The 25,495-nt window shown below is 57.4% G+C and carries 25 protein-coding genes; 9 read left to right on the forward strand and 16 right to left on the reverse strand.

Annotation, left to right across the window (positions count from 1 at the left end; all coding sequences use genetic code 11):
- Nucleotides 1-9: 9 nt before the first annotated feature.
- From AC07O2_RS19370 to AC07O2_RS19420, 11 genes are all read right to left on the reverse strand, one after another.
- Nucleotides 10-2,736 carry an MOP flippase family protein gene (locus AC07O2_RS19370; protein WP_495077376.1) on the reverse strand — a complete coding sequence of 909 codons (2,727 nt, stop codon included), beginning with the start codon at nucleotides 2,734-2,736 and terminating at the stop codon, nucleotides 10-12.
- 54 nt (nucleotides 2,737-2,790) lie between these two features.
- Complete coding sequence (locus tag AC07O2_RS19375; RefSeq protein WP_495077377.1) at nucleotides 2,791-3,861, reverse strand: glycosyltransferase family 2 protein; 1,071 nt, start codon at nucleotides 3,859-3,861, stop codon at nucleotides 2,791-2,793.
- Nucleotides 3,858-5,105, reverse strand: a complete 1,248-nt coding sequence (locus AC07O2_RS19380; RefSeq protein ID WP_495077378.1) for a hypothetical protein — start codon at nucleotides 5,103-5,105, stop codon at nucleotides 3,858-3,860. The genes AC07O2_RS19375 and AC07O2_RS19380 overlap by 4 nt, the downstream gene beginning before the upstream one ends.
- A 93-nt stretch (nucleotides 5,106-5,198) precedes the next feature.
- The gene (locus AC07O2_RS19385) at nucleotides 5,199-6,053 is read right to left on the reverse strand and encodes a glycoside hydrolase family 16 protein (protein WP_495077379.1); all 855 of its coding nucleotides are present in this window, start codon (nucleotides 6,051-6,053) and stop codon (nucleotides 5,199-5,201) included.
- Nucleotides 6,050-7,222: a glycosyltransferase gene (locus tag AC07O2_RS19390; protein ID WP_495077380.1), complete on the reverse strand. Its 1,173-nt coding sequence runs from the start codon at nucleotides 7,220-7,222 to the stop codon at nucleotides 6,050-6,052. The genes AC07O2_RS19385 and AC07O2_RS19390 overlap by 4 nt, the downstream gene beginning before the upstream one ends.
- Nucleotides 7,219-8,268, reverse strand: coding sequence for a glycosyltransferase family 2 protein (locus AC07O2_RS19395; RefSeq protein WP_495077381.1), 1,050 nt, complete (start codon nucleotides 8,266-8,268; stop codon nucleotides 7,219-7,221). Before AC07O2_RS19395 ends, AC07O2_RS19390 begins: the two co-directional genes overlap by 4 nt.
- Before the next feature lie 62 nt (nucleotides 8,269-8,330).
- Nucleotides 8,331-9,209 carry a chain length determinant protein tyrosine kinase EpsG gene (gene epsG, locus AC07O2_RS19400; RefSeq protein ID WP_495077382.1) on the reverse strand — a complete coding sequence of 293 codons (879 nt, stop codon included), beginning with the start codon at nucleotides 9,207-9,209 and terminating at the stop codon, nucleotides 8,331-8,333.
- The gene (gene epsF, locus AC07O2_RS19405) at nucleotides 9,206-10,609 is read right to left on the reverse strand and encodes a chain length determinant protein EpsF (protein WP_495077383.1); all 1,404 of its coding nucleotides are present in this window, start codon (nucleotides 10,607-10,609) and stop codon (nucleotides 9,206-9,208) included. Before epsF ends, epsG begins: the two co-directional genes overlap by 4 nt.
- A 15-nt stretch (nucleotides 10,610-10,624) precedes the next feature.
- The gene (epsE, locus tag AC07O2_RS19410; protein WP_495077384.1) at nucleotides 10,625-11,443 is read right to left on the reverse strand and encodes a polysaccharide export protein EpsE; all 819 of its coding nucleotides are present in this window, start codon (nucleotides 11,441-11,443) and stop codon (nucleotides 10,625-10,627) included.
- A 41-nt stretch (nucleotides 11,444-11,484) separates the two neighbouring features.
- Complete coding sequence (gene epsL / locus AC07O2_RS19415) at nucleotides 11,485-12,699, reverse strand: XrtB/PEP-CTERM-associated polysaccharide biosynthesis outer membrane protein EpsL (protein WP_495077385.1); 1,215 nt, start codon at nucleotides 12,697-12,699, stop codon at nucleotides 11,485-11,487.
- 81 nt (nucleotides 12,700-12,780) lie between these two features.
- Nucleotides 12,781-14,202, reverse strand: coding sequence for an undecaprenyl-phosphate glucose phosphotransferase (locus AC07O2_RS19420; protein WP_495077386.1), 1,422 nt, complete (start codon nucleotides 14,200-14,202; stop codon nucleotides 12,781-12,783).
- Nucleotides 14,203-14,983: 781 nt separating this feature from the next.
- Between AC07O2_RS19420 and AC07O2_RS19425 the strand changes: the two genes are divergently transcribed.
- The gene (locus AC07O2_RS19425) at nucleotides 14,984-15,631 is read left to right on the forward strand and encodes a DUF47 domain-containing protein (protein ID WP_495077387.1); all 648 of its coding nucleotides are present in this window, start codon (nucleotides 14,984-14,986) and stop codon (nucleotides 15,629-15,631) included.
- Between the two features lie 13 nt (nucleotides 15,632-15,644).
- Nucleotides 15,645-16,655 (forward strand): inorganic phosphate transporter, encoded by a 1,011-nt coding sequence (locus AC07O2_RS19430; protein ID WP_495077388.1) that lies wholly within the window; start codon nucleotides 15,645-15,647, stop codon nucleotides 16,653-16,655.
- Here AC07O2_RS19430 and AC07O2_RS19435 read toward each other — a convergent pair whose 3' ends face one another.
- Entirely contained in the window at nucleotides 16,656-17,102 is a 447-nt protein-coding gene (locus tag AC07O2_RS19435; RefSeq protein WP_495077389.1) for a TM2 domain-containing protein, read from the reverse strand. It abuts the gene before it with no gap.
- An 8-nt stretch (nucleotides 17,103-17,110) separates the two neighbouring features.
- On the reverse strand, nucleotides 17,111-17,632 hold the full coding sequence (locus AC07O2_RS19440) for a GNAT family N-acetyltransferase (protein ID WP_495077390.1): 522 nt from the start codon (nucleotides 17,630-17,632) through the stop codon (nucleotides 17,111-17,113).
- Between the two features lie 152 nt (nucleotides 17,633-17,784).
- On the opposite strand from AC07O2_RS19440, the gene rpsP reads away from it, so the two are divergent.
- From rpsP to hisC, 7 genes are all read left to right on the forward strand, one after another.
- Nucleotides 17,785-18,045, forward strand: coding sequence for a 30S ribosomal protein S16 (gene rpsP, locus AC07O2_RS19445; protein WP_495077391.1), 261 nt, complete (start codon nucleotides 17,785-17,787; stop codon nucleotides 18,043-18,045).
- Between the two features lie 60 nt (nucleotides 18,046-18,105).
- A complete protein-coding gene (rimM, locus tag AC07O2_RS19450; RefSeq protein ID WP_495077392.1) occupies nucleotides 18,106-18,684 on the forward strand; it encodes a ribosome maturation factor RimM in 579 nt (192 codons plus the stop codon).
- 17 nt (nucleotides 18,685-18,701) lie between these two features.
- The gene (gene trmD, locus AC07O2_RS19455; RefSeq protein WP_495077393.1) at nucleotides 18,702-19,460 is read left to right on the forward strand and encodes a tRNA (guanosine(37)-N1)-methyltransferase TrmD; all 759 of its coding nucleotides are present in this window, start codon (nucleotides 18,702-18,704) and stop codon (nucleotides 19,458-19,460) included.
- 116 nt (nucleotides 19,461-19,576) lie between these two features.
- The gene (gene rplS, locus AC07O2_RS19460) at nucleotides 19,577-19,966 is read left to right on the forward strand and encodes a 50S ribosomal protein L19 (RefSeq protein ID WP_490593509.1); all 390 of its coding nucleotides are present in this window, start codon (nucleotides 19,577-19,579) and stop codon (nucleotides 19,964-19,966) included.
- Nucleotides 19,967-20,045: 79 nt separating this feature from the next.
- Complete coding sequence (locus AC07O2_RS19465) at nucleotides 20,046-20,756, forward strand: CoA pyrophosphatase (RefSeq protein WP_495077394.1); 711 nt, start codon at nucleotides 20,046-20,048, stop codon at nucleotides 20,754-20,756.
- 33 nt (nucleotides 20,757-20,789) lie between these two features.
- The gene (locus AC07O2_RS19470; RefSeq protein ID WP_495077395.1) at nucleotides 20,790-21,767 is read left to right on the forward strand and encodes a CobD/CbiB family protein; all 978 of its coding nucleotides are present in this window, start codon (nucleotides 20,790-20,792) and stop codon (nucleotides 21,765-21,767) included.
- A 67-nt stretch (nucleotides 21,768-21,834) separates the two neighbouring features.
- Nucleotides 21,835-22,914, forward strand: coding sequence for a histidinol-phosphate transaminase (gene hisC, locus AC07O2_RS19475; RefSeq protein WP_495077396.1), 1,080 nt, complete (start codon nucleotides 21,835-21,837; stop codon nucleotides 22,912-22,914).
- Here hisC and rsgA read toward each other — a convergent pair.
- From rsgA to AC07O2_RS19490, 3 genes are read right to left on the reverse strand one after another with little or no spacing between them, the layout of a single operon-like run.
- On the reverse strand, nucleotides 22,911-23,780 hold the full coding sequence (rsgA, locus tag AC07O2_RS19480) for a ribosome small subunit-dependent GTPase A (RefSeq protein WP_495077457.1): 870 nt from the start codon (nucleotides 23,778-23,780) through the stop codon (nucleotides 22,911-22,913). The genes hisC and rsgA overlap by 4 nt on opposite strands.
- 56 nt (nucleotides 23,781-23,836) lie before the next feature.
- On the reverse strand, nucleotides 23,837-24,175 hold the full coding sequence (locus tag AC07O2_RS19485; protein ID WP_495077397.1) for a 4a-hydroxytetrahydrobiopterin dehydratase: 339 nt from the start codon (nucleotides 24,173-24,175) through the stop codon (nucleotides 23,837-23,839).
- A complete protein-coding gene (locus AC07O2_RS19490; RefSeq protein WP_495077398.1) occupies nucleotides 24,172-25,473 on the reverse strand; it encodes a M48 family metallopeptidase in 1,302 nt (433 codons plus the stop codon). Before AC07O2_RS19490 ends, AC07O2_RS19485 begins: the two co-directional genes overlap by 4 nt.
- Nucleotides 25,474-25,495 lie beyond the last annotated feature (22 nt).

Here is a 25,495-nt window from a genome sequence, read left to right on the forward strand (position 1 = left end):
GGTGGGTCTTTATCGGGTGCTGGCTGCTTGGCTGAGCTGCAGTGTGAGTGTTTGCACGGCTGTAGCAAATGCCGCGCCGGATGCTTGTGCCTTGAAGGCGCTGAGGTTGCGCCGCGCAATGCGCGTGGCACGGGTAGGGGACCGCTGCAGGGTGGCCAGGCGGTCGAAGGCTTTGTCCAGCTGCCCTACGGGAAAGAGGCAGACCGACGGCAGGTAGTCGCGGGTGCCGGCAAGGTCGCTGGCCAGCACGGGTAGCCCAAATGCCATGGCTTCAAGCATTACCAGTGGCACGCCTTCGTATCGCGACGGTATGAGCACCACATCGTGTTTGGCGAATTCGTCCAGTGGGTTGCCCCAGGGTTGCAGCACCAGGCAGCGGTCCAGCTTGGCATCTTGTTGTTTGGCGCGCAGCAGGGTGTCATGGTAAGGGCCTTCGCCCGTGATGTGTATGACGAAGCGGTCGGTGAGCTCGGGTTTGCCTTGGATGTGGGCCAGCAGCAGGTCAAGGCCTTTTTGGTGGTGCTCCAGGCGGCCCAGCACCAGGATGTGTAGTGGCGCATCTGGGTTTGCCGCACGGGTGCCCAGGCCCTGAGCGTAGCGCTGTTCAATGGCGGTTTGCACGGTGTTGGGCAGGGTGAAGATGGGCTGTGTGACACCTGACCAGGCACGAAACTCGGTGGCCTGGCTCGGGGTGATGGCGAGCCAGGCGTGCGGCAGCTTGCCGTAGAAGCCTCGGACTTTTTTGTCTAGCGTGGCACCCTGGGGCATGTCCATGGATTCGAAGCTGGCGAGTATGGGGACGTACATCACGGTGTACAGCCGTGTGAGTCGTGCCGCGTAGAGCCCAAAGCGCTGGGCAAACAGGCCGCCTTCGGCCACCACGGCCAGCTCGGGGGAGAGCATTCTTTTGGCGCGGGCCAGCACCATGAGCAAGCGTGCAAGGAACTTGAGCTTGCCCAGCTTTCCTTGGCCTGTGCCGGCCTTGTGCAGGGGGATGACCTGGCAGCGGCTACTGGCTTGCTGGGCCAGCCGGCTATCTGGCTGGCATACCAGCACGGGGTCGACGGTGCCTGCGGCTTTGAGCTCGTCTATCCAGCGCAGCAGCATGACTTCGTGGCCACCAAATTCTGTGGCCAGGTCAATAAACAGCCATACGCGGCGGCTGGCAGGTGCGTCGGGGGCGGCGCGATTTTGGCCGCTGAGTTTGGAGCCCAGCACCACGCGCAGCAACTCCATCATGCCTTTGCGGAACAGCACAAAGTAGCCCACAAAATACACAAGCGCACCTGCGACGGATGCGGCCACCAAGGCGGGGATGTCGCCAAAGGAAGCCAGCTTTTGGAATACGAAGTAGACCGCGGGCACCATGAGTGCGCTGCACACGAGGGGGGGCAAGAGGCTTTGCCAGAATTTGCGGTATGAGAGGTCGATCAGGTAGCTGACGTAGTAGGTTTGGGGGCCAAACATGAGCAAGTTGGCCAAAAAGTAATACATCGCAACGCCCACAACGCCTTGCGACAGGCCCAGGTAGAACGAGCAGACGGTAACGATGGCCGATAGCAAGCCCACCCGGAACAAGATGTCTGTGCGCCCCTTGGCGGAGTAGATGGCGCCTGTGGTGCTGATGATGGCTTGCATGGCGCCCACGGGGGCGAGCCAGCCAATGACGTGGGCTACGTCGCCCCATTGGCCGCCGAAGATGAACTGGGTGAAGGGTTCTCGCAGTACATACAGCCCGGCCATCATAGGGGTTGCAATGGCGGCCACCATGGCGACCGCACGTACATACAGGGCGGCCATGTCGGCATTGGAGTCTTGCTGGCGGCTCATCACCGGGAAGAGGGCCCGGCCTGCGACAAACGTGAGGTTTTGCAGCGGAAACAGCATGAGCTTGTAGGCCATGGAGTAGGAGCCCAGGGCCGCAGCGCCCAGGTAGCGGCCGATGATCATGCTGTCGGCGTTGCGGGACATGAAGTTGATCAGGTTGAAGGCGCTGAGGTTGCCGCTGTAGCCAAATATTTGCTTGATGCCCTCGCGGTCCCAGGTGAGGTGCGGGCGCCATTTGAATGCCAGCCAGGACTGTATGACGTAGAGCAGGGTGCTGGTGAGCGACTGCCAGACAAAGCTGTAAACGCCGGCACCTTGCATTGCCGCCACGATGGCGACGAGCAGTGCTACCGACGAGGCCACGATTTCAATGCGAGCCAGGGCGCGAAAGCCGGACTGCCGCTCCATTAGCGCCTGGTGCACGGCAGACAGGCTGCCAATGGGAAAGGTGAGCGCCAAAAAACACAGTATGGGTTGCAGCGCAATTTGTTTGAACCCGTTTGCAATCACGCCCGACAGTGCAATGAGGCCTATGCAGAGCGCCATGCCCAGCGACATTTGCAGCCAGAAGATGGTGGATTTGGTTCGCTCGGTCAGCTCTTTCTTTTGGATGATGGCCGATGAGGTGCCCAGGTCGCGTATGAGGGAGGCAAAGTTGGCCGCAGTCCACGCCATGGCCATGAGGCCATAGTCGCTGGGGGGGAGCAGGCGCGTCAAAACGCTCATTGCTACCAATTGCAGGGCAATCTTGTAGCCCTGGATCAGGATTAACCAACGTGCGTTGGAAAGCGCGGACATTCTGGTGGGTTCTTTCGGTATGGATGGTGCTGCATCGGGTACTTGCAGGGCCTGGGGCGCAGAGGGCTGGGGGGCGGTGGTGTGTGAAAGCAGCACTTGGCCTACTTTCATGCGGTGGTGCTTATCTGTGCACCTGGTTGCCCCCGCCTTGGCGTAGCGCCCGCATTACCGGATGACACCCAGCTTGAGCAATGTGGTTCGAATGAATTGGGGGCGCGCAGCCGGCACGAAACGCCACAGTATCAGTTTCATACCCATGGCTTGTGGTAGCAGTGCCACCAGCGTGGCCCAGACGCCAATCGTTGTTTTGCCCTTGGCCGACATGCCCTGCGGTATCAATAAGGCGCGCAGTACGTTGAGCCAGATGCGGCCCGCGTTGTCGTTGGGTATGGGATGGGTGCTGGGGCCAATACGCAGCGATGCCAGGCGGTAGGGGAGGTAGTGCAGGCTGTTGTTGATAGCGTCGTCTTGGATTTGGGTGCCTGCGCGCAGTGCGATGCGCCGCGTGTAGGTTTGGCGCTGCAAGGCCCGTACCACGTGCAGGTTGAATTGCTTGGCGTCGAGCTTGGAGGCTGCCCCATCATTGCGGCCATGTACCCGGTAGCAGCCCAGTGCCTTGGGGATCGTGATGACATCGCCCAGAAAGGGGGCTGCAGCGATGCAGATGGAGTCGCCTGGCCGGCCGCAGGCGTCGTCCAGCGGAAATATCTGGTTCAGGTAGGCGGGGGCGTAGGCGTTGCCGGAGCCTGGTGGGGTGGGGTAGGTGGTGGTCAAGGTGGCGCACTGGCGGATTTCTTCCGGAGTGGGAGTTCCTTGGAACTGCGGAATGGTGTTGCCCAGAGGTTGGGCTGCGCCGTCTACCGTGCGCAAGCGGAACTGCACCTTGCTGATGCCGGGGCGCCACACAGCGGCAATTTCACGCATCAGTTCGCGGTCCAGCAGGTCGTCGGAATCGAGAAACACGACGACATCGCCCTCTGCGAGTTTGTAGCCGGCGTTGTAGGCCACAAATTGGCCTGCGTTGGCTTGCAGCAGGGTGGTGATGCGACCTTCGTATTTGGTGAGGAGATCGCGAGAACCGTCGGTAGATCCGTCGTCCACCACAATGACTTGTATGTGCGGCCAGTCGATGTTCAGGGCGCTGTCAATGGCCTGGCCCAGAAATTCGGCGTAGTTGAAGTTGGGAATGATGACTGTCAGCCGCAATGGGCGCTGTGGATCGACTGTAGCGTTCATGCAAATTGTTCTTTCGCCATATTGCGGCTGGTGCTGATGCTGGGATCGGGTAGTGGGGGCGTGGGCCACAGGGCGAGCACGAGGTAGACGAAACACACGGTTTCTGGAATGAGCAGGTAGCCGCCCATCGCAAGCCAGTTTGCAAACAGTACGGCCCGGAGCTGAAATGGGGCTGGAAAGGCCGACAGCTTGTATGCCAAGAGGCTGAGGAACAGCACGAAGCCCAGTAGGCCGTATTCAAAAAGCAGCTTGGCCCAGGTGGGGTCGTGTGCCTCGAAGTCGTAGGCGGTGCGGATGAACAAGCCTGGGCCATTGCCCACCCACATGGACCAAGCTTTGGCGTTGATGAAAGCATCTACAACTTGCATGGGGGCCACATAGCGTGCGTAACCGCTGGTGCCTGGTCTGCTGAATTCGCTGCCTCGTGACAGGGTGAAGGCCAGGTTGAGTGGGTCACCTGCCATCGCGTTGGCCAGCAAGATGACTGCGATGGCGATACCCAGGCGCACCAGCGTTTTGGCCCGTAGTGGCAGGAGCAATCCAATGGCGAGCGCCAGTATCCCGGTTCCGGAATACGACAGGACCAGTGCAAGCCCGAAACAGAGCATGCGTTTGATGCGTTTGAATACGGCCACTTCAAGCACGAGCCCAAATGCCATCATGTAAGAGAAATTGGACGGTTCACGAAAAAAGATGCCGTTGGCTTTGAAGAACGAGCCAACCGGAATGGTGCTGTTGTAAATGCCTTGGGCGCGAATGCCTTCGGGAATCAGTTGCGAGATGTCAAACAGCCAGGGTTCATGGATCACAAACTGGGCATAGAACTGGATGATGCCGGCTGCAGCGCCCACCAGCAGGGTGTTGCTGAGTACTCGCATGGTCCATAGCCAGTGGCCTCGGTTGTCGGGGTGCACCCGCATGCCAAAGACGAAGGGCAAATAAATCACCATCAGCAAAAACATCGAGCCCATCGTGCCGGACGCACCGTTCTGCATATAGGTGTTGAACCAAAAGCTGGCAACAGCGACGGCGCAGATGCAGATATAGATCAGCAACGCTGGGACATCAATTGCGAACCACCCGGTTAGGGCCATTACCACCAGCAAACCATAGGTCAGTGGCAAGCTCGGGCCGAGTGACAGCGTATCGACGGATATACCCAGCCTATCTGTCATCACCAGGCTGATGATCAGGGCAATCAGGATATAGCGGATAGCCGGGCGCGGTCGAGTCGGTTCGACCATGGCGGCCGTCTTAGGCGGTGCTATATGGTTCGTATGTGTTGGCAAAGAGGATTGCGTGGAAGCAAGTACAAGCTTCTCAACCATGGGCCGCTGTCACTTTTGCCATATGCGGATGTAGTCGATTTGCAGCCGTGCGGGGAAGTCGTTGATGTCCTGCGGCGCACCAGGCCAATCGCCACCTACTGCCAGGTTGACCAGGACGTGGGCAGAGCCTGCATCGGCCCCACTTTTGTGCAGCCAGTAGAAGGGACGATCAGCGATCAGTTTTTCATCGACGTAATGGCGTACCCGCCCTGGTTCCCACAGCACAGCGAAGGTGTGGAAGTCATTGGCGTAGTCGAAACCCGGGCGGTAGCTACCCCATTGATCGAGCAGCGACATGGTGGACGGAAAGCTTTTGCCATCGCCGCTGTGCAGTATGTGGAAGCTGTTTTTGGTGGTGTCTCGGCCGTTGTTGACGATCTCCATGATGTCGATCTCGGGTGGCCAAGTTTGGTCTTGTGGGTTTAGCCAGAATGCGGGCCACAAGCCCCGCCCGGTTGGTACTTTCATGCGGGCTTCGAAGTAGCCGTATTGTCCGATCCACTTGGAACGCAACATGCCGCTTTCGATTTGTCCGCTTTTCAGTTCAAGGGGTACGCGTGCGACCAAGGAAAAGCCGGTGTTGCTGAACTCGTGGTTGTTGTTGTCGCGGTAGCGTTCCCACTCGTTGTTCAACCTGTCGAGCGTGCCACCGTTGTAGACGTACCGTGTATAGAATTCTGCGCGCATGTCATCCAGGTTCAGGATGGTGCGGCCGAAGGTCCAGTCTTTGATGAGGCGGTAGCTTTGGTCTGCGATGGGTGTGGGTGTGCCTGGATCGGCGGCCATTGTCAGGGTGGGGGCTGCCAATGTGGCGATCAGCAGCACACAACGGTACAGGAGATTGTGCAGAGTGGACAGGGTCATGTTGAGCTCCGGATATGCGCAGAAGCGCTTTGCACGGGTATCAATGATTCGTACAAACGGCGGGTCTTGATTCCAATCTCCGCCCATTCGTCGCCTGCACTGATGGCTTTTGCCAACGGCCGTTGGGTTACAGCGTGCTCAATGGCTTGGGCCAATGTAGCAGTGTCACCGGGGGGGAGCAACACACCGTGCTGGCCCTTTTCGACCTCGGCTGCGAAGATGCCCACTCGGCTGGCGATGACCCATTTACCCAAGGATTTGGTCAGGAACCATACGCCGCTGGCATCAATTTGGCGATAGGGAAATAGCAGGCAGTCGGCTTCGGCAAACAGTGCTGCCATTTCCTCTTCGGATTGGCGCTGGGGCCGCAGGTCGATGGTGTCGTTCAGACCTAGCTCTGCAATGCGCGCCTGCAGAGGGGCAATGTCCATGCGTGGTCTTCCGGCGATCACTACCCGCGTTTGGTGCAATACGTCTGGCGGCAGCATATGGAGTGCTTCAATTGCCAGGTCTATGCCTTTGTAGGGTTTGATTTCGCCAAACAGCAGAAAGCTGTAGCGCTTGTCTGTGCGTTCCACAGGCAAGGGCAGTGGGACTTGCAGGCGCAAGGCACCATGCGGAATGGTTTCGATGCGCTCTGCGGGTACGCCACGGTTGATAAGTGTGTTGCGGCCGCTTTCGGTGTGAACGATAACCCGGTGCGCCAGGCGCATGGGCACGTCAAAGCCGAAATTTTGTATGAATGAAAGACGTTCGCCGTTGAAGGGCACCGTGTCGTGCACGGTGAGTACCAGTGGACACCAGCGCCGTATCAGCAGCATGGCGAGCACGTCGAGTGGTGGCAGCACGGTCCATTGGAAATGCACGACGTCTGGCTTGCGGGTGCGTATCTTCCACAGCAGGTTGGTGAGTCCGGCCAGATGGGCGATGCCTTTGGCAACGGATTTGAGCTTGCCTGGCAGCCAGTTGGCTTCGTCCGTGCGGCGGTAGAAGAAGGGATCGGTTCGTTCAATGGGCAGTTCCTGCCGGTCGCCTTTGCGCGTGGGGCGCGTGGCCCACATGGGTTGGGTTCCCGCGGCGAGGAGGCCTTCGGTCAGCCCTGCGTTGTAGGGGGCCGTAAAGAGCGAAGGGTCCACCAGCAATACGTGCAGAGGGGGGGACTTGATCATGGGTTGGTGGCCCCGGCTGTAGCGTCAGCATGTCGCAGGGGCTGCGCGCCAGGTTGCCAGGCCGATTCTCGGACGAAGGCGAGCCCGGCAAAGAAGCCCAAAGCCCAGCTGGTATGCATGGTGGCTGCGGCAAGTCCGGCCAACAAACCGCAGGGCGAGCGCTGTTGCCACGCCACGGAGATGGAGGTAAGGGTTAGTGCTGTAAGGTAGCAGAGGGGCAATAGCAGCAGTAGCGGGAACCAGGCCCCGAGCATGATGGCTAGAGCAGAGAGCACCAAGTTGGCGGGCACCGCCAGTTGGCGCGCGCGCATGGACCCAGGGTGCCTCCGGACGGTGCGGGAGCGGCCACGACCGTACGCAAAGTATTGTTTGGCTAGGCTGGCCAGCGTTGCGCGCGGATGGTAGCCCAGGCGGATGTCTGCATCCAGGTAGATCTTGCCGCCAAGTCGGTTTTGGCGGCAGTCAAGCTCCGCATCTTCATTGTGGGTAAAGGTTTCGTCGTAACCATTGACCCGCTGAAAAGAGGCCATGCGAAACGCAGCATGGTGGCCATGGTCTACAAAGCCGCTGAGGCGCCCGCCGCGGTGCGCGGAACCGCCGGTACCGGCCCAGGTGTTGGATGTCCAGGCGACCGCCTTCTGCAGGCAAGTGGTGCCGCTGGAGTCCATGGGCACTACCACCGAGTCGGCCTGGGTGCGGTCCAGCGTTTCGACAAGTCGTGCTAAAAAATGTTGCGGGTATTGGGCGTGTGCATCGCATCGCACCAAAACATCGACACCTTGGCCGAATTGTGCGACGGCCAGGTTCACCGCCGCACTTTGGATTCGACGAGGGTTGTGCAGGTAATGCAGACGGGAATCTGCCTGTGCCAGGCGTTGAACATGCGCGACAGTTCCATCGGTGCTACCGCCATCGGCAATGACGAAGGTGACTTGTGCTCCAGGTGGCGTTTCTTGACTGAGCGAGCGCAGCACGCCTTCAATCGTGCGGACCTCGTTCAACGTTGGAATAACAACGAGGATGGAGCGGGTGGCATCAAAGCTCATGGCGTTGGGTGCATTCCAAATTTGTACCACGGGGCGACGACATAGACCGTAACCGTATCTGTTTAATCGTCATTGAGGATGCTTCCAACCAGTGCTACACCGTTGTCCTGGAGCCTCCGGGCTAGCAGGGCTGCTTCTGATACTCGGCTCAGGTTCTTTCGGGTGATCATGACTGCTGCGCCAGCGCGTGAGGCGATGATTTCCGCATCGGCAAAGTCGGTGCCGGCCGGGGTGTCGACAATGATTACGTCGAATTCTTTTGCAGCGACATGCAGCAGCGCGCCGAATGCGCTGCGTCCCAGCAATTCCTGGGGATTGGGGGGTACGGCTCCCGCAGGCAACACGAACAGGCTTTTTAGGCCAGGAACTCCAAGCACGGCCTCCATACCAGCGCGGTCTGCCAGGATGCCGGATAAACCAGCACTTTTGCCGAGGGCAAATAATTCGTGTTGGCGGCCTTTGCGTAGGTCGGCATCAATTAGCAGCGTGCGTTCGCCTTGCTGGGCAAATACGATTGCGAGGTTGGCCGCAATGAAGCTGCGGCCCTCGTTGGGGCCTGGGCTTACTAGTGCGATGACTTTGGTGGCCGTCTCGTTGTTAAACCAACGCAGCATCAGTTGGCTGCGGACGGCTCGCATATTTTCCCCAACGCGGCTGAAGGGTTTGTAGGCGGCAACTAGTTCGGGACTGCGGCTCGTGTCTTTCTCTGAGAGATAGGTGTAGTCGAACTGCCTGGAGAGGGCGAAGTCGATATCTTCGCGAGTCAGCAACTGCAGTGCCAATGCGGCATCGCCAAAGTTGGATTTGTCTTGTTGTTGGCGTTGCAGGATACGCTCTGCATCCTGGGCAGTTAAACGGCCGCTAGAAACCAATATGTCGCCAATAGAGCGGGCGGCACTTGCCAGAATGGGTGACTTGCTTAGGCTTTCTGGCGCGTTCATGTGCGTGCTCCATTGGAAGTCAATGCTGCAAGCTTGCCTGGATTGGACCGTTTGATCATAGTGCCGGCAGATGCAATGGAGCCTAGAACCGGCAGGTTCAGTGTTTCGACCAAATCGTAGGTGGAGCGTATACGTCGGTTGAGTAGTTCGAGCACTACGGCAAGCCCTATGCCTAACAAGCTACCCACGAAAATGGACAAGACAACATTGAGAAGCGTGCGGGGTTTGGATGGCCGCGTGGGAGGTAGGGCGGCGTTCAAGACGGAGATGTTGGTTTGGCCGTTTTGGCTTTCCAAATTGGTTTGGGAGGAGCGTTGGCTGAGGGTTTCGTAAGCGCGCTGGGCAGTTTCGATATCGTGGCGCAATACGTTGAGTTCGTCGCGCTGTTTATTGAGTACTAGCACACGCGCTTTTTGGGCTGCCAAGGCGCTTTGCAGTTGCTGTTCGCGTTGCTTGCTGACCTGGTAGGTGGTATCGATAGAGCTCGTAATCTTGCGTGTTTCAGCATCTAGCTGCGTGCGTAGCATGGCCAATTCGGCTTCTGTACGTTGGGTTTGGGGGTGGTTTTTACCCAAGATAACGTTGTTGTCTTGTAGCTTTGCGTCCAGCCGGGCGATGTCTGCTTTCAAGCCATTGATCAGAGGGCTTTGCATGACTTCTGCGACGGTATCGGCCTTGCTGTTTTTACGTTTGCTTTCGCTGTCGGTTGTTTGGCCTTGGATGACGGTTAGCTGGCTGGACGTGTCGTTCAGCTTGGCAGTTTCGTAGTCCAGGCGTTCATCGGCAGACACGATGCCATTTTGTTGTTGGTAAGTGCTGAGAGCCCTTTGAGCATTTTCTAGCCGCTCACGCGTTTGCTTGAGCTGCTCATCAAAAAATGCAGCGTATTGGCGAGCAGGGGCTAACTTCAGGTCGACGTTAATGTCCAAATAAGCTTGGGAGAATGCGTTTGCTGCAGCGGCGGCAAAGTCGGCGTTTTCACTGGTAAAACTGATGTTAATGACGTTGCTGTCGCGTGCTGGCTTGGCATTGAGATTGATTTGCAGCAGATTGGACAGCCATAAATCGAGGTCACCCTTGCCTTCAGCGTCTTCCAGCCATTTGTTGCGGATCCAAGTGCCTTCTCCTTTGGGAAGTAGCGTGGCCACTCGCTGGGCTACTCTTTGACTATTGATGATGTCAATTTGCGTAGCCATATAGCCGGGCGCGATCATGCCGGACAGCATTTGACCACTGATGGGGTCGGGAGATTTGACGTCCAATACAACGGCGGCATTGGCTGTGTATTGTTTGGGTAACCATAGCGTGACTGCTATAGCGGCGGCAGTCGTTACCAACAAGGTAATGAGTGCGACTTTGTAGCGAGCCCGAAGTATCAGGAAGAATTGTTGCGGTGTCATGGTGTGCTCGGCGATTTAGAAAAGGCTTTCACGAACATAGATCACATCGTTAGGCTGCAGGACATCTGTCAGTGCTGGGGTTGTTTGTTGCACAACTCCTGAGGCATCTCTGCGGAACAAGCGCAACCGGGATTCACTTCCCCTGTTGGTGGGGCCGCCGCCCGTGGCTAGGGCTTGCATGACCGTCATGCCCCGCTCAATGCGGTACTGGCCATTCTTTTGCGCTTCGCCATAGATGAAAAACACGGGGGCTTTGTGCACATACAGCCTGTCGCCACTGACAATAATCTCGTCTTCCTCGGGTTTACCCTCGAGAAACAAAGATGGTACGTCAATTATCTTGCGGAAAGGTTTACCAGCACGTAGACCTGTCAGGATGACTTTGTCGTCACCAACGGGCGTGGTTCCTCCGGCCATTGCCAGCAGGTCGCTCACACGGATATTGGTGGTTTCCAATGGGAATCGTCCAGGACGATTCACTTGCCCCAGTACGGAAGCTTGGCTGCCACGTGTTTGCACTAGAACGATATTGACCTGCGGCTGCTGCAGAAATCCACCGCTTTTCAAGGCGGTGGCAATTTTCTTTTCTGCGGCCCCAATGGTGAGGCCAATGAGCTCGACAGAGCCAATTAAGGGGTAGCTGATGGTGCCGTCTTCAGAAACACGGGCTTCCACAGTGAGGTCGGGATTCTGGAATACCAGTACTCGGATGGCATCCCCAGCGCTTAACCGAAAGTCGGCTTTGTCTTGGGCATGGACAGGCAGCACCTGAAGGGCCGCACAAGCGCATAAAAGCAAAAAGAAATACCGAAAGGTGCGCAGTAGGTTTGTCATTATTTGTCCGTAACGGCCAAGCGGGCCGGTCATACATTGCGTCAAAAATTCAGCTGGGCACTCACACTTGCGCCGTTGCTTTTGAAGTCAGAGTCCGCCACATTCGACGAACGCCTTTCGTTTTGCAGGGCGAGGCTCAGCACGATGGATTGCCTCGGGCTCCAGTCCAGTGCTATCAGGCTTGAGCGGGTGGTGTCTTGCCTATTGACGGACAGCGTGCTTCCCGGCAGGGCTCCCCGGTAGTCCTGAAGTAGGTAGGCATAGTTGAATCGCAGACTTGTATGCGCTGTGGCGTGCCACACAGGTGACAGTGCAAGCCTATTGCCTGTAATAAAGCTACTGGTATCGGTTTGGTATGCACTTAAAGTGCGAGCGGCGACTGCAGTTAGATCTACTTTGGATGTGACATCCCAGGTCAGACTTAAATCTCCAACAGGCCCGCTGTAATCGCGTTGCGCTAGATCTGGATGACTGCGCTGGAAATGGGCTAAACGTGCGCTCAATTTCGTTTTGCCAGTCAATATCCACGCCGCGCGCAGCTCATGCTCGGTTTCGTCAAAGCTATTGGGTATGGCCTGAACGAGGTCTTGTTCTCTGTTGTAGTAGTCGCCGCTACCTTTTCGCAGGCGATAACTTAAGGAGTTGCCCGATGGGAAAACGTAACGTAAGCCAACCGATGCACTGTTGACGCGAGAGTCACCTTCTTGGGATATGGACAATTCGTTGGTGCTACGCACCTGCTCAATACCGCCAATCAGGTGGACAGCTGCTCCCAGATCGGCATCTGCACTAAAGCGTAGTGCCGTATCGGTGCGCACGTTGCGCTCTTTGGTAGTGACGAACTGAATCGTATTGTTGAGTGCTTGTTTGCGGTCCGCGCTCAAGATGCCGTGCACTCGGGGTGTCAAACTCCAATTCCATGCACCTGCGTAATTCAGTGCATCAAAATTTAAATAGTCGAAGTTTTTATACCGAGAGTCGATTATGTTGGCATTTAACTGGAACTCTTGAAGAGAATAAGTTTTGTCTAACGTCAATCCAATCGAGGTGATATCAATTGTGTCAGACTTGGTTGATACCCCCAGCGCTGATTGGGGTGTGACATTTGAAGAAATTCGGAACACATTGCTATCAGTCTGCCGCATATATTTTGCAGACATATTGAAGGTGTCTTGTGCATCTGCATATGCCGCTGAAGTACCCGAAAGGGATGCAGCAACGGTTATGGCTATCCAATGTGTAGGCTGTAATTTCATTTGTTCATACAGATGGAATTATTGGTCTTGAAAATACATTTTGGGAAAAATAGTTCGTCTGAGCTAAGTGTTTTGTATATATCAGAAAGCTTTGCTGTCATTGAATACAACACGAATCGTCTTGAAAATAATCAAAAGATCAAGTCTTAGCGACCAATTGCGCAGGTAGTCCAAGTCATACTCAATGCGATGGCGCATATGAACCAAATCGTCGCCGCCGCGGTAGCCATTGACTTGTGCCCAGCCTGTGATGCCTGGTTTCACCTTGTGTCGAATCATATAGCCCGATATCAGCTTGCGATATTGCTCATTTACTGCAACAGCATGCGGTCGTGGGCCTACGATACTCATTTTTCCTTCAAGAACGTTGAGGAACTGAGGTAATTCATCCAATGAGGTTTTCCTAATGAATGCCCCCAGGCGCGTAACCCGGGCATCATTTCGAGTAACTTGCGTGTATGTTTTTTCGCCATCTTCCGTAACCGACATCGAGCGAAATTTGTATACTACTATTTCTTTCCCATCGAGTCCGTAGCGACGTTGCCGGAAAATAATTGGTCCAGGGGAATCTAGTTTTATACCAATCGCAATTGCGATTAAAACAGGTGAAACCAACAAAAGAATGATTAGCGAAAGAAGAATATCGCTCAATCTTTTTACAGCACCGTTGGTTCCTCTAAATGGTGTTTCGCAAACAGCAATTACAGAAGTACCGCACACCGAACCACTCCGGCCTTGGATCAAGTCTGTGACAAACATGTCCGGCACAAAATAAATTGAGGCGGTTGTATCTTTCAGGTCATCCAGCACTTGCAGTATGCGAGGTTGGGATGCCATTGGCAAAGATAGATAAATTTTCTGAATGTTATTGTCTCTTGCAAACTGTGGCAAGGCGTGTAATTTATCTATAAGGGCAAAACCAGAGGGCGCATTGAGGCGATGCAATTCGCGATCGTCAAAAAATCCCATGAGATCAATGCGGGAAAAAGGGGTTTCCCGAATACGTTTCGCAAGTGCAATTCCTTGCGTATTCATGCCTACAATTACCGCGCGATGCGGAGGACCTTGCAGGTTGATGATTAAAGGTGCGGCTAGGCGTAATGCCCGATGTGTTGCTATCTGGGTTAAGGGTGCTACCCATAACCAAGTAACTACGGCGCTATGTGGAAAATATTGTATGTAATGGGTGACGGCACCAACTGCAAGCAGAAGAGTGGCGATGGCTGCCCAATTGATAAGCGTTTGGGCAATAAGCTTTTTCAGCGAAGATTGTAAGTGCGTCGTTCCTGGGAACGTCATCGCAAAAACAATTACAGATAGGATTAGGTATGCGGGTGGTACGCTATTTTCAAAATATATAGCAATAGCCCACAATGTCAATACTAATACCCCTGGATCAATTGCAGATTCAATTAGGCTCAGTAGATTGTCTCTGCCGAGCGTGCCGGGGCTGTCACTGCCTGGGGCAATTGGGGCGGGGTTTAGAAGAGATTGAGATTCCATTGAGGTCGCTGTCCTCGGGTTGTACATGTATCTAGTGTATTTTTAAAAATACCACTGAATATTTTTGCAATTGAGGCATGTCTAATTGCTAACGGTGTTAATCTTCTTTGATTTTTTGCTATATTCGTAAAAAATCGTTTGGAAAATTGGCGCTGGCGCTATAAAGGGGCGCTCCAATGTACTGCAGCTTTTTTACCTGCTGAAATACTTCATTTTTATGGCGATAAATTATCGCAATGCTAATTTCATTAAATGACAGTTTTTTCGGGGTGAAAATTTATGTCAATTGAGCTTTCGGCACCTTTGGTGTTGGGCGGTCTTTTTGCGGGTTTATAAACTGATGTTTGGTTCGCTTTGTGACTCATCCCCGTGTTTACCCCAAGTATGTCTTAGAAATTTGACACGAAGCCTAGCTTGGACGTGAAATTTCGTAAGCGAACGCTACAGGTCCGCCCTCTGGTTCGTCATTCGGTGCAGATTTAATTGGAACTGCAGCCGAACTAGTTGTTGGATTGCACATCGTTTCCATTTTGGGGTTTTATCTTCTAGAAAAGCATGTTTTGTGCCAGGTGACGTGGCGCATGTCTTCTGTCGTGTTTGCCTGGTGTAACTTGGGAGGGTTAGGCGTGCCCCGTGACCATCAGCGTTTGTTTGTGTTTCTCGCTCTTGTGTGGTTTAGAGCCTGAGGCTTTGGGCCTGGGTGAGGTGTGTGAGGCGGTTAAACTCCGCGCTGTCATTTTCTCGTCATATTTCTGACGCAATCCCCCTTAGGAGTCTCGCCATGCTGTTTGGCAAGCTGTTGCCGCGTGAAGGCAATTTTTTCGAAATGTTCAACCAGCATGCGGATCGCATTGTGGAGGCGGCGCGGGCTTTTTCCTTGTTGGTGGCGAACTATGGTGATCCGCAGTTGCGCGAGCGCTATACCCGTGAGGTGGATACGGCCGAGCATGCGGCCGACCGCGTCACGCGCGAAGTCAACAAGATGTTGCACAAAACTTTCATCACGCCGATTGACCGGGAGCAGATCCATCAGCTGATCAACACCATGGATGATGTGGCGGACGTGATCCAGGATTCTGCGGAGACCATGTCTTTGTATGACGTGCGCCACATGACGGAGGACATGTCCCGCTTGACGGAGTTGAGTCTCAAGTGCTGTGAGCGCCTGAAGGATGCGGTTTATATGCTGGCCAAGATTGCCGAGCCCAAGGTTGCAGAGGCCGCCCTGAAAACATGTGAAGAGATCGACCAACTGGAGTCGGATGCAGATCGGGTCATGCGCTCCGCCATGAGCAAGCTGTTCCGCGAGGAGCCCGATGTGCGCGAGCTCATCAAGCTCAAAGCTATTTACGAGTTGCTGGAAACCATCACCGACAAATGTGAGGATGTTGCCAATTTGATCGAGGGCGTTGTCCTCGAGAACTCCTGAGTCGGGGCTTTAGATGGCTACGGTGCAGGTGGGCTTGTGGGTGGTGGTAGTGCTGGTCGTTATGGCGCTGCTGTTTGATTTCATGAACGGCTTCCACGATGCGGCGAATTCAATTGCGACTGTGGTGTCCACGGGGGTGCTGAAGCCGGTGCAGGCGGTGGTGTTTGCTGCGCTGTTCAATTTCGTCGCCTTGTTTATTTTCCATTTAAGCGTTGCGGCGACGGTAGGCAAGGGGATTGCCGACCCGGGTGTGATTGACGTTCACGTGGTGTTTGGTGCGCTGATGGGGGCGATTTTCTGGAATCTGGTGACGTGGTACTACGGGATTCCCAGCAGCTCCTCGCATGCGCTGATTGGCGGCATTGTGGGGGCGGTGGTGGGTAAGGCGGGTTCGGGGGCGCTGGTGGCTAGCGGCATTTTGAAGACCGTGGCCTTTATTTTTGTGTCCCCGATTCTGGGCTTCTTTTTGGGGTCGCTGATGATGGTGGCGGTGGCCTGGATTTGTCGCCGTGCAACGCCATCCAAGGTGGATCGCTGGTTCAGGCGGCTGCAATTGTTATCTGCGGGGGCTTATAGTTTGGGCCATGGCGGCAATGATGCGCAGAAGACGATCGGCATCATCTGGATGTTGCTGATTGCGACCGGCCACGCGGCTGCTACCGACGCCTCTCCGCCGACGTGGGCCATCGTGAGTTGTTACACGGCGATTGCTGGTGGAACCATGTTTGGTGGCTGGCGCATCGTGAAGACCATGGGTCAAAAGATCACCAAGCTCAAGCCTGTGGGTGGGTTTTGCGCTGAAACTGGCGGTGCATTGACCTTGTTTTTGGCAACGGCCTTGGGCATTCCTGTCTCCACCACGCACACCATCACTGGTGCCATTGTGGGTGTGGGTTCAACCCAGCGTGCCAGCGCGGTGCGTTGGGGGGTGGCTGGAACCATCATCTGGGCCTGGATTTTCACCATCCCCGCCAGCGCTTTTGTGGCTGCCGTGGCCTACTGGTTCAGCCTGCAGATTTTCTGATCATGGAGTGCTTTTGGGCGTTACTTCAATTTGGTATTCGAAGTAACGCTGAAAGCTGAAAGCCAGGCTGGCCATTAGGGTGCCGGTGCCGACCAGCAGGGCGCAGACCAGTGCGCCTACTGTAAGCCAGTTGGATTGGCCAGGCGCCGCTTCGGTGTCTGTCGCGGGGTTGTAGGCCGCATTCCATTTCTCTGGCGTCTTGAGTCCGTAGACCAAAGCAGACAGCGCGCCCGCGCTAATGGTCAGCCCAAGCAGCGGAATTAATACCCAACTCCAATGGTCGTCCAGACCTATCTGCTGCGCACGAATGACGCCATACAAGCCTAGTGCCGAGGGAAGGGGGTACAGCCAGCCCCAGATATCGCCCATGCCGCGTAGGTAAAAGCGGTGCAGACCCAGCGGGCCGCCCAGAAAGGCTAGCCAGGCCGCGAGTGTTTTATTTTTCATGTGTGGGTCTATTCGGGTGAATGGGTGTCGCCCGCGCCGATGGCTTTTTCCATCAGCACCACGTCCAGCCAGCGACCAAATTTCCAGCCGCAAGACTTGAGTATGCCCACCTGGGTGAAGCCCAGGTTGCGGTGCACGCCGATGGAGCCCGCGTTGGCAGAGTCTCCGATAACGGCGATCAACTTGCGTACACCAACTCTTTCGGCCTGCGTGGCCAGCTCGGTCAACAACAAGCGTCCCAGGCCTTTGCCTCCAATATTGGGGGCCATGTAGATGGAGTCTTCGGCGGAAAATCGGTACGCGGGGCGTGGTTTGAACCAGTTGCAGTAGGCAAAGCCCAACACCTGGTCTGCGTTCTCTAGCACCAGATAAGGCAGGCCTTTGGCGAGTACGTCGGCTCTGCGGCTGGCCATGTCTTCGGCGCTGGGGGGGGTGGTTTCAAAGGTGCCGGTGCCGTGCAGGACGTGGTGGCCATAGATGGCGGTGATGGCGGGAATATCTTTGTCGTGGGCGGGGCGTATGGTTGGCATGTAGAAGGACGTTATAATGGAGGGCTTTTCAGCGTGTCACTGGCTAGGTGGTCAGTTGCGTGTCTCAACGCTGGAATATATCGCTAGGTCCCTACATCAAGTTGGGCCTGGTACATCGGTTGAAATGGTTCAACCATCCCGAAGGATAAATCATGGTCGTTATTCGACTCGCCCGTGGCGGTGCAAAAGCACGCCCGTTTTTCAACATTGTTGTGACCGACAAGCGCACTCGCCGCGATGGTCGTTTCATTGAACGTATCGGTTTTTACAACCCGATCGCTACCGCCAATGAAGAAAGCATCCGCATTGCCCAGGACCGTTTGACCTACTGGCGCGGCGTTGGTGCACAAGCTTCCCCCACGGTGGAACGCCTGATTGCACAAGCGGCCAAAAAAGCTGCTCCTGCTGCTTAATTAAATGTATTCGGGCAGAGCCGGGTCGCTAATGCGGCCACGCCTGCCCCGCAAAATCCCATGATGCCTCTTTTAGATACCGCTGAATTGCCGGCGGATGCCGTCGAAGTGGGGCGCATCGGTGATGCATGGGGAGTCAAAGGCTGGTTCAAAGTCGTCTCCCATAGCGCCGCACCCGAGGCGCTTTTTTCTTCCAAACGTTGGTATTTGCTCCCCACCGAACGTGGCGCCAAGCACTTTGAAGGTGCTCGCCTGTTGCGCGTGGCTGAAGCCAAGGAACATTCTGGCGGCGTGGTGGCCCAGGCGCATGAAGTCGTGGGGCGCGATGCCGCTGAGGCTTTGCGTGGCTCTCGTATTTTTATTGCGCGTGCCAACTTTCCAAGTGCTGCGACCGATGAATACTATTGGGTCGATCTGATCGGTCTGGATGTGCTGAACCGCGAAGGTGTGGCATTGGGGCAGGTCAAGGAGCTGATGTCTACCGGTGCGCAAACCGTGCTGGTGGTGGCTTACGAGGCCCTGGATGCCGCGGGCGTTGCGCAGACGCTCGAGCGCATGATCCCGTTTGTAGCGGCCTATGTGGACAAGGTGGATTTGCCCACGCGCTGTATCACCGTGGACTGGCAGCCGGACTACTAGGCTGTAAGGCGCTGCGTATGCGGTTCGACGTCATCAGTTTGTTTCCCGAGATGTTTTCGCCGTTTTTGACCAGCGGCGTGGCACGGCGTGCGTTTTTATCTGGCCTGGTACAAGTCCAAATCTGGAATCCCCGTGATTTTGCTGACGGCAATTACCGCCGCGTCGATGACCGTCCGTTTGGCGGCGGTCCGGGCATGGTGATGATGGCGGAGCCCCTGGCGCGCTGTCTGCGTGCAATCCAGGTGGATCGTGCCGATGCCTCGCCGGCGCCTGTGGTACTTTTTTCTCCCCTTGGGCAGGCCCTGAATCACACAGCGGTTGAAGCCTGGTCCGCCAGCGCTGGTGCCGTGCTGGTGTGCGGGCGCTACGAGGGTATCGATCAGCGCTTCATTGATCAATTTGTGACCCACCAGATCAGTCTGGGTGACTTTGTCCTGTCCGGCGGCGAAATTGCGGCCCTGGCTTTGCTTGATGCGGTGGCGCGGTTACAGCCCGGTGTGTTGAATGACGAGGGCAGCCACCAATTGGATAGCTTCAACCCCGCCCTTGATGGGCTGCTGGACTGCCCGCACTACACCCGGCCTGAAATATGGGAAGAGCACCCGGTGCCGGATGCGTTGATGTCCGGCCACCATGTGCAGATCGAGCGCTGGCGCCGAGACCAGCGCCTGCAATTGACGGCGCAGCGGCGCCCGGATTTGCTGGAGGCGGCACGGGCTGCGGGTCGCATCAGTCGGCAGGACGAAGCTGCCTTGAAGGTAGTGTCCCGTAGCTGAATGGTGTCGTTGGGGTGAAATGCTATAATCAAAGGCTTTTCGATCCTCTGCCTGGCCGCTTTGCCATCCCGGTAAAAGCATTTTTTAGGCGCATGCATGATCACTAGAGGAAAACCATGAACTTAATCGAAATCCTAGAGCAAGAAGAAATTGCCCGTCTTGGCAAGACCATCCCCGCTTTCGCCCCCGGCGACACGGTGATCGTTAGCGTCAATGTGGTTGAAGGTTCGCGCAAGCGCGTGCAGGCCTATGAAGGCGTTGTGATTGCCAAGCGCAATCGCGGCCTGAACAGCGGCTTCACCGTACGTAAGATCTCCAGCGGCGAAGGCGTGGAACGTACGTTCCAAACTTACAGCCCGCTGATCGCTGGTATTGAAGTCAAGCGCCGCGGTGATGTCCGCCGTGCCAAGCTGTACTACCTGCGTGACCGTAGCGGCAAGTCGGCTCGTATCAAGGAAAAGCTGCCTAACCGTGTCAAAGTGGCCGCAGCAGCAACAGCCGCTTAATTCGCACTGTTCTCCTTGGAAAAACCGCCCAAGCGTTAAGCTTGCGGCGGTTTTTTCTTGGGGCGTACCATCTGCTGCTGTGACCCAGCCTTCACCCATTCCTTTGTCCAAGCTGCCCAACTTCGATCCGCGCCAGGTGCCGGTGGTGGGTAGCGACGCGCATTTGCCGGCGGTCACCGCCACGGCCTTGCAGCCGGATGCCTTGCGCCAGCGTTTCCTGTTCCCGCCGTCCTGGCAGCCTGAAGTACGGGCCGAGCCGCGTTTTACCGAGCGCGCGCCGGTGCATGCCTCCGTGTTGATCCCCATCGTGCTGCACCCCCGGGAGCGGGGCGGCCCTAGCGTGCTGTTGACTCAGCGCACCACCCGCATGTCCAACCATTCTGGTCAGATTGCCTTTCCGGGTGGCAAGGCCGATGCCACCGATGTAGATGCTGTCGCCACGGCCTTGCGCGAGGCTTGGGAAGAGGTGGGCCTGCCCCGTGCCTATGTGCAGGTGATAGGTGAGCTGCCGGTTTATTTGACCGGCACAGCCTTCATCGTTACGCCGGTGGTGGCACTGGTGCAGCCCGGCTTCACCCTGGTGCACCAGCCTGAGGAGGTGGCCGATGTGTTTGAAGTGCCCTTGGCATTTTTGATGGACCCGGCCAACCACCGGCGCCACCATTTCGACTGGGAAGGCGGGCAGCGCGAATGGTTTTCCATGCCCTACCAGGATGCCCATGGCGAACGTTTCATATGGGGCGCCACTGCCGGAATGCTGCGAAACTTCTACCGTTTCCTATCGGCCTGAAAGCGCGTCGCCGCAGGTCGTTATGATCGTGGGATGAGCTTTTTCGCGATCATGTTTGCGCTGCTGCTGGAGCAGGTCCGCCCCCTGGCCCGAGACAACCCGATCCACGGCATGCTGCGCGCCTGGGTGCGCGGCTGTAGCCGTAATTTCGATACGGGCTCCGCCCAGCATGGCTGGTTGACCTGGTTGTTGGCGGTAGGCCTGCCCAGCCTGGTGACCTTGGGCTTGCATTGGGTTCTGGCCTGGTTCGCGGGCTGGCCATTCGCGGTGGTGTGGAACGTGGTCGTGCTTTATGTCACTCTGGGTTTTCGCCAGTTCAGCCACCACTTCACTGAGATCCGCGATGCGTTGGAAAGCGGCGACGAGCCCTTGGCGCGCCAGCTGCTCGCGCGGTGGCAGCAGGTCGATGCTACCGAGCTGCCGCGTAGTGAAATCGTGCGCCATGTGATCGAGTATTCGGTGCTGGCCGCGCACCGCCACGTGTTTGGCGTGCTGGCCTGGTATTCCATCGGCGCAGCGTTGGGCCTGGGCCCGGCTGGTGCGGTGTTCTACCGCCTGGGTGAATTTGTATCGCGTTACTGGCGCTACAAGGACCCACAACAACTGGCCAGCCCTGCGCTGCAGCAGGTGGCTAATGGCGCCTGGACTTTGATCGACTGGCTGCCCGCGCGCATCACGGCGTTTGGTTTTGCCGTTGTGGGCAGCTTTGAAGATGCCATCGACGGCTGGCGCAATTACGCCCAGCGCTTTCCCAACGACAACGACGGCGTAGTGCTGGCCGCTACCTCGGGTGCCTTGAATGTGCGCCTGGGCGGCGAGGCCTTGAAGACCACCGAACCCCCGCAGTCCGGCCACGGCCTGCCGCTGGAGATGGATGTGGATACCGAATCCACCCCCGGCCGCGACCCCGAGCTGGGCCACTTGCGTAGCGTGGTCGGACTGGTGTGGCGCACTGTTGTCCTCTGGATGGGCTTGCTGGCCCTGCTGACCCTGGCAAATCTGCTCGGCTAGTGTTTATAAGAAATAAGGCTCTGGCGCAGGTAATGCCTGTGCTGGAAGCTATGAAAGTAGTAGCATTTTGACTTCTTCTCCACCGTCTTTCTGGAGCCCGGTTGTTGCCGGGTTGGTGCCTTATGTGCCGGGCGAGCAGCCCAAGCTGCAGAACCTGACCAAGCTCAACACCAACGAGAACCCTTACCCGCCGTCCCCCAAGGTGCTGGCCGCCATCCAGGCCGCGGCGCAGCAGGGCTTGCAGCTGTATCCCGACCCCGAATCCACGCTGCTGCGCGGCCGCATCGCCCAGCAATACGGTCTGCAGCCCGAGCAGGTGTTCGTGGGTAATAGCTCGGACGAGGTGCTGGCCCATGCCTTTTTTGCGCTGTTCCAGCATGGCGATGCGCCGCTGGTGGTGCCGGATGTGACCTATAGCTTCTACCAGGTGTATTGCGGCCTGTACGGCATCCCTATGCATGTGGTGCCGCTGGACGAAGGGCTGCGCGTCAATGTGGAAGCCCTGGTTGACCCCGGCGAGGTGGCTGGCGTGGTGCTGGCAAATCCGAATGCGCCCACGGGCATCGGCTTGCCGCTGGCGCAGATTGAGCGCCTGTTGCTGCTGCATCCGCAGCGCGTGGTGCTGGTGGACGAAGCCTATGTGGATTTTGGCGGTGTGTCTGCCGTGGGCCTGATTGACCGCTACCCGAATCTGCTGGTGACCCAGACCCTGTCTAAATCACGTTCGCTGGCCGGTTTGCGGGTCGGCCTGGCCTGTGGCCAGCGGCATCTGATCGAGGCGCTGGAGCGGGTGAAGAACAGCTTCAACTCTTACCCCTTGGGCCGCCTGGCACAGGCGGGCGCCTTGGCGGCCTTCGAGGACCAGGCCTACTTCGCGCAGACCTGCGCCGCCGTGGTGCACAGCCGTGAAGGACTGACGCTGCAACTGGAGGACATGGGCTTCGAGGTCTTGCCATCGCAGGCCAATTTTGTATTTGTTCGTCACCCCAAGCACGATGCGGCCAGACTCGCTGCTGAGCTGCGTCAACGCGCGGTGCTGGTGCGCCACTTCAAGCAAGAGCGCATCGCCCAGTACCTGCGCATCAGCATCGGCACGCCGGCGCAGTGCGATGCCTTGGTACAGGCGCTCGCAGAAATCCTGGGCTAAAACTTCGGGGCGTTTAGCTCGGCGAACAGGTCACTATATATTTTGTAGCGCCTGTCGCTGATACTGCCTGCGCTGCCGTCACTTTTTACTGCTGCCATCACGCCGCAGCCGGGCTCGTGCAAGTGGGTGCAGTTGTAAAACTTGCAGCGCTCCACGAATGGTTTGATGTCCGGCATCAGGCCCGACAGATGCCGGGCATCGACGTGGTGCAGGCCAAACTCCTGAAAGCCGGGCGAGTCGATCAGCGCGGTGTTGGCATCTTTGTCCACCCAGTACCAGGTGGTGCTGGTGGTGGTGTGCTTGCCGGTGTTCAGCGCCTGCGAAATTTCGCGTGTGGCGGCGAGCGCGCCGGGCACCAGATGGTTGGTCAGCGTGCTTTTGCCTGCCCCCGACGGGCCCAGCACCAGCGTGGTCTTGCCGGCCAGCTCGGCTTTCACGGCCTCCAGGGTGCCGCCGCCGTCTTTCAGCGACAGCGGCAGCATGCGGTAGCCCATGTCGCGGTAGGCGGCCAGCCAGCCCCAGGCGCGCTCGAAGGGCACGGTCAAGTCTTGCTTGTTCAGCACAATCAGCGGCGTGATGCGTTCGGCCTCGGCGGCAATCAGCGCGCGTGACAGCTGGGTTTCGGAGAACTCGGGTTCGGCGGCGATCAGGATCAGCACCTGGCCCAGATTCGCGGCAAAGGACTTGGTGCGGATCTCGTCCTGGCGGTAGAACAGGTTGCGGCGCGGCTCCAGCTTCTCAATAGTGCCGTCTTCGCCCTGGCCGGCGGCCGCAGGCAGCCACAGCACCTTGTCGCCGACCACGGCGCTGCTCTTCTTGCCGCGCGGGTGGCAGATCAGGCGGCTGCCATCCGCGCGTTCCACCATGCAATGCCGACCATAGGTGGCGACCACCAGGCCCCGGGTCAGGGCAGGGTGTTTGCTCACAGGGCCAATAGCCCGTTGATGCGTGCCGCGCAGTCGAAGTCGGTGGACGTGAGGCCACCCACGTCATGGGTGTTGAAGCGCACCGTACAGCGGTTGTAAGACACCTGCAGGTCCGGGTGGTGGTCTTGTGCGTGGGCCACCAGGGCCAGCGCATTCACAAAGGCGATGGTTTCAAAGTAGTTGGCGAAGTGAAAGGTCTTGGTAATGGCTACCTCGGCTCCGTCACCGTCCAGGGTCCAGCCCTCGACGTGGGATAGCTTTGCTACGATTTGTGCAGCATTCAACGCAGGCCGCTTCTGCGTTGCCCAGTCTTTTTTCTTGAAATCGGAGGTCATGCCGATGCTCCTTGTGCAGCGCCTTGCGCCATGCGTGCCAGCCGTTCGGAGGCGGGCGGGTGCGAGTAATAGAACTTCACGAACACCGGGTCGGGGGTGAGGGTGGAGGCGTTGTCTTCGTACAGCTTGAGCAGGGCGGTAGACAGGTCTTGCCCGCTGGTTTGCTGGACGGCGTAGGCATCGGCCTGGAACTCGTGCTTGCGCGATACCTGGGCCGATAGCGGCGCGATGAAGAAGGTCAGCACCGGCGTGGCCAGCATGAACAGCAGCAGGGCCAGCGCGTCATTCGGTGCGCCTGACATATTCGGGATCACGCCCAGCCCGGTGTAGAACCAGGCCTGGGCCGACAGCCAGCCCAGCAGCGCGAAGCCGACCAGGCTCAGTGCAAACATGGTCACGATGCGCTTCAAGATGTGTTTGTGCTTGAAGTGGCCTAGCTCATGGGCCAGCACCGCATCCACCTCGCCGGGGGCCAGCTTGGCCAGCAGTGTGTCGTAGAACACCACGCGTTTGGCCGCGCCAAAGCCGGTGAAATAGGCATTGGCATGTGCGCTGCGTTTGCTGCCGTCCATCACGAACAGGCCCTTGGCGGCAAAGCCGCAGCGCTGCATCAGGGCGGTGACGCGGGCCTTCAAGGTTTCGTCTTCCAGTGGCTTGAACTTGTTGAACAGCGGGGCGATGAAGGTCGGGTAAATCATCAGCAACAACAGGTTGATGCCCATCCAGGCGCTCCAGGCCCACAACCACCACAAATGGCCGGCGCTGCCCATCAGCCACAGAATCAGCGCGGCAATCGGCAGGCCGATGACGATGCCGACCAGGCTGGACTTGAGCATGTCGGCCAGCCAGAGCTTGAGGCTGGTTTTGTTGAAGCCGAAGCGCTCTTCGATCACAAAGGTCTGGTACAGCGCCACGGGGATGTCGATCAAGCCGCCAATCAACACAAAACCGGCCAACACCGCCAGCTGTTGCAGCATGCCGCCGCCCAGCCAGGCCAGCAGGCTTTGGTTCAGCCAGTTCAGGCCGCCCAGCAGGGTCCAGCCCAGCAGCACCGTGGTGCTCAAAGCCATCTCTAGCAGGCCGAAGCGCGCCTTGGTCACGGTGTAGTCGGCTGCCTTTTGGTGGGCTTCCAGGGTGATGTTGCTAGTAAAAGCGGCGGGCACGGTATCCCGGTGGCGGACCACGTGGCGTATCTGGCGCGTAGCCAGCCAAAACTTGACCCACAAACCGACGATCAGGAGGGTGGCAAAGCCCAGCGTGAGGGCGGCCGAGGGCGAAAAAACGGCGGTATCTTGCATGGGCGGGAGTGTAGGCCATCGG

Source organism: Rhodoferax sp. GW821-FHT10B06 (assembly GCF_059415605.1).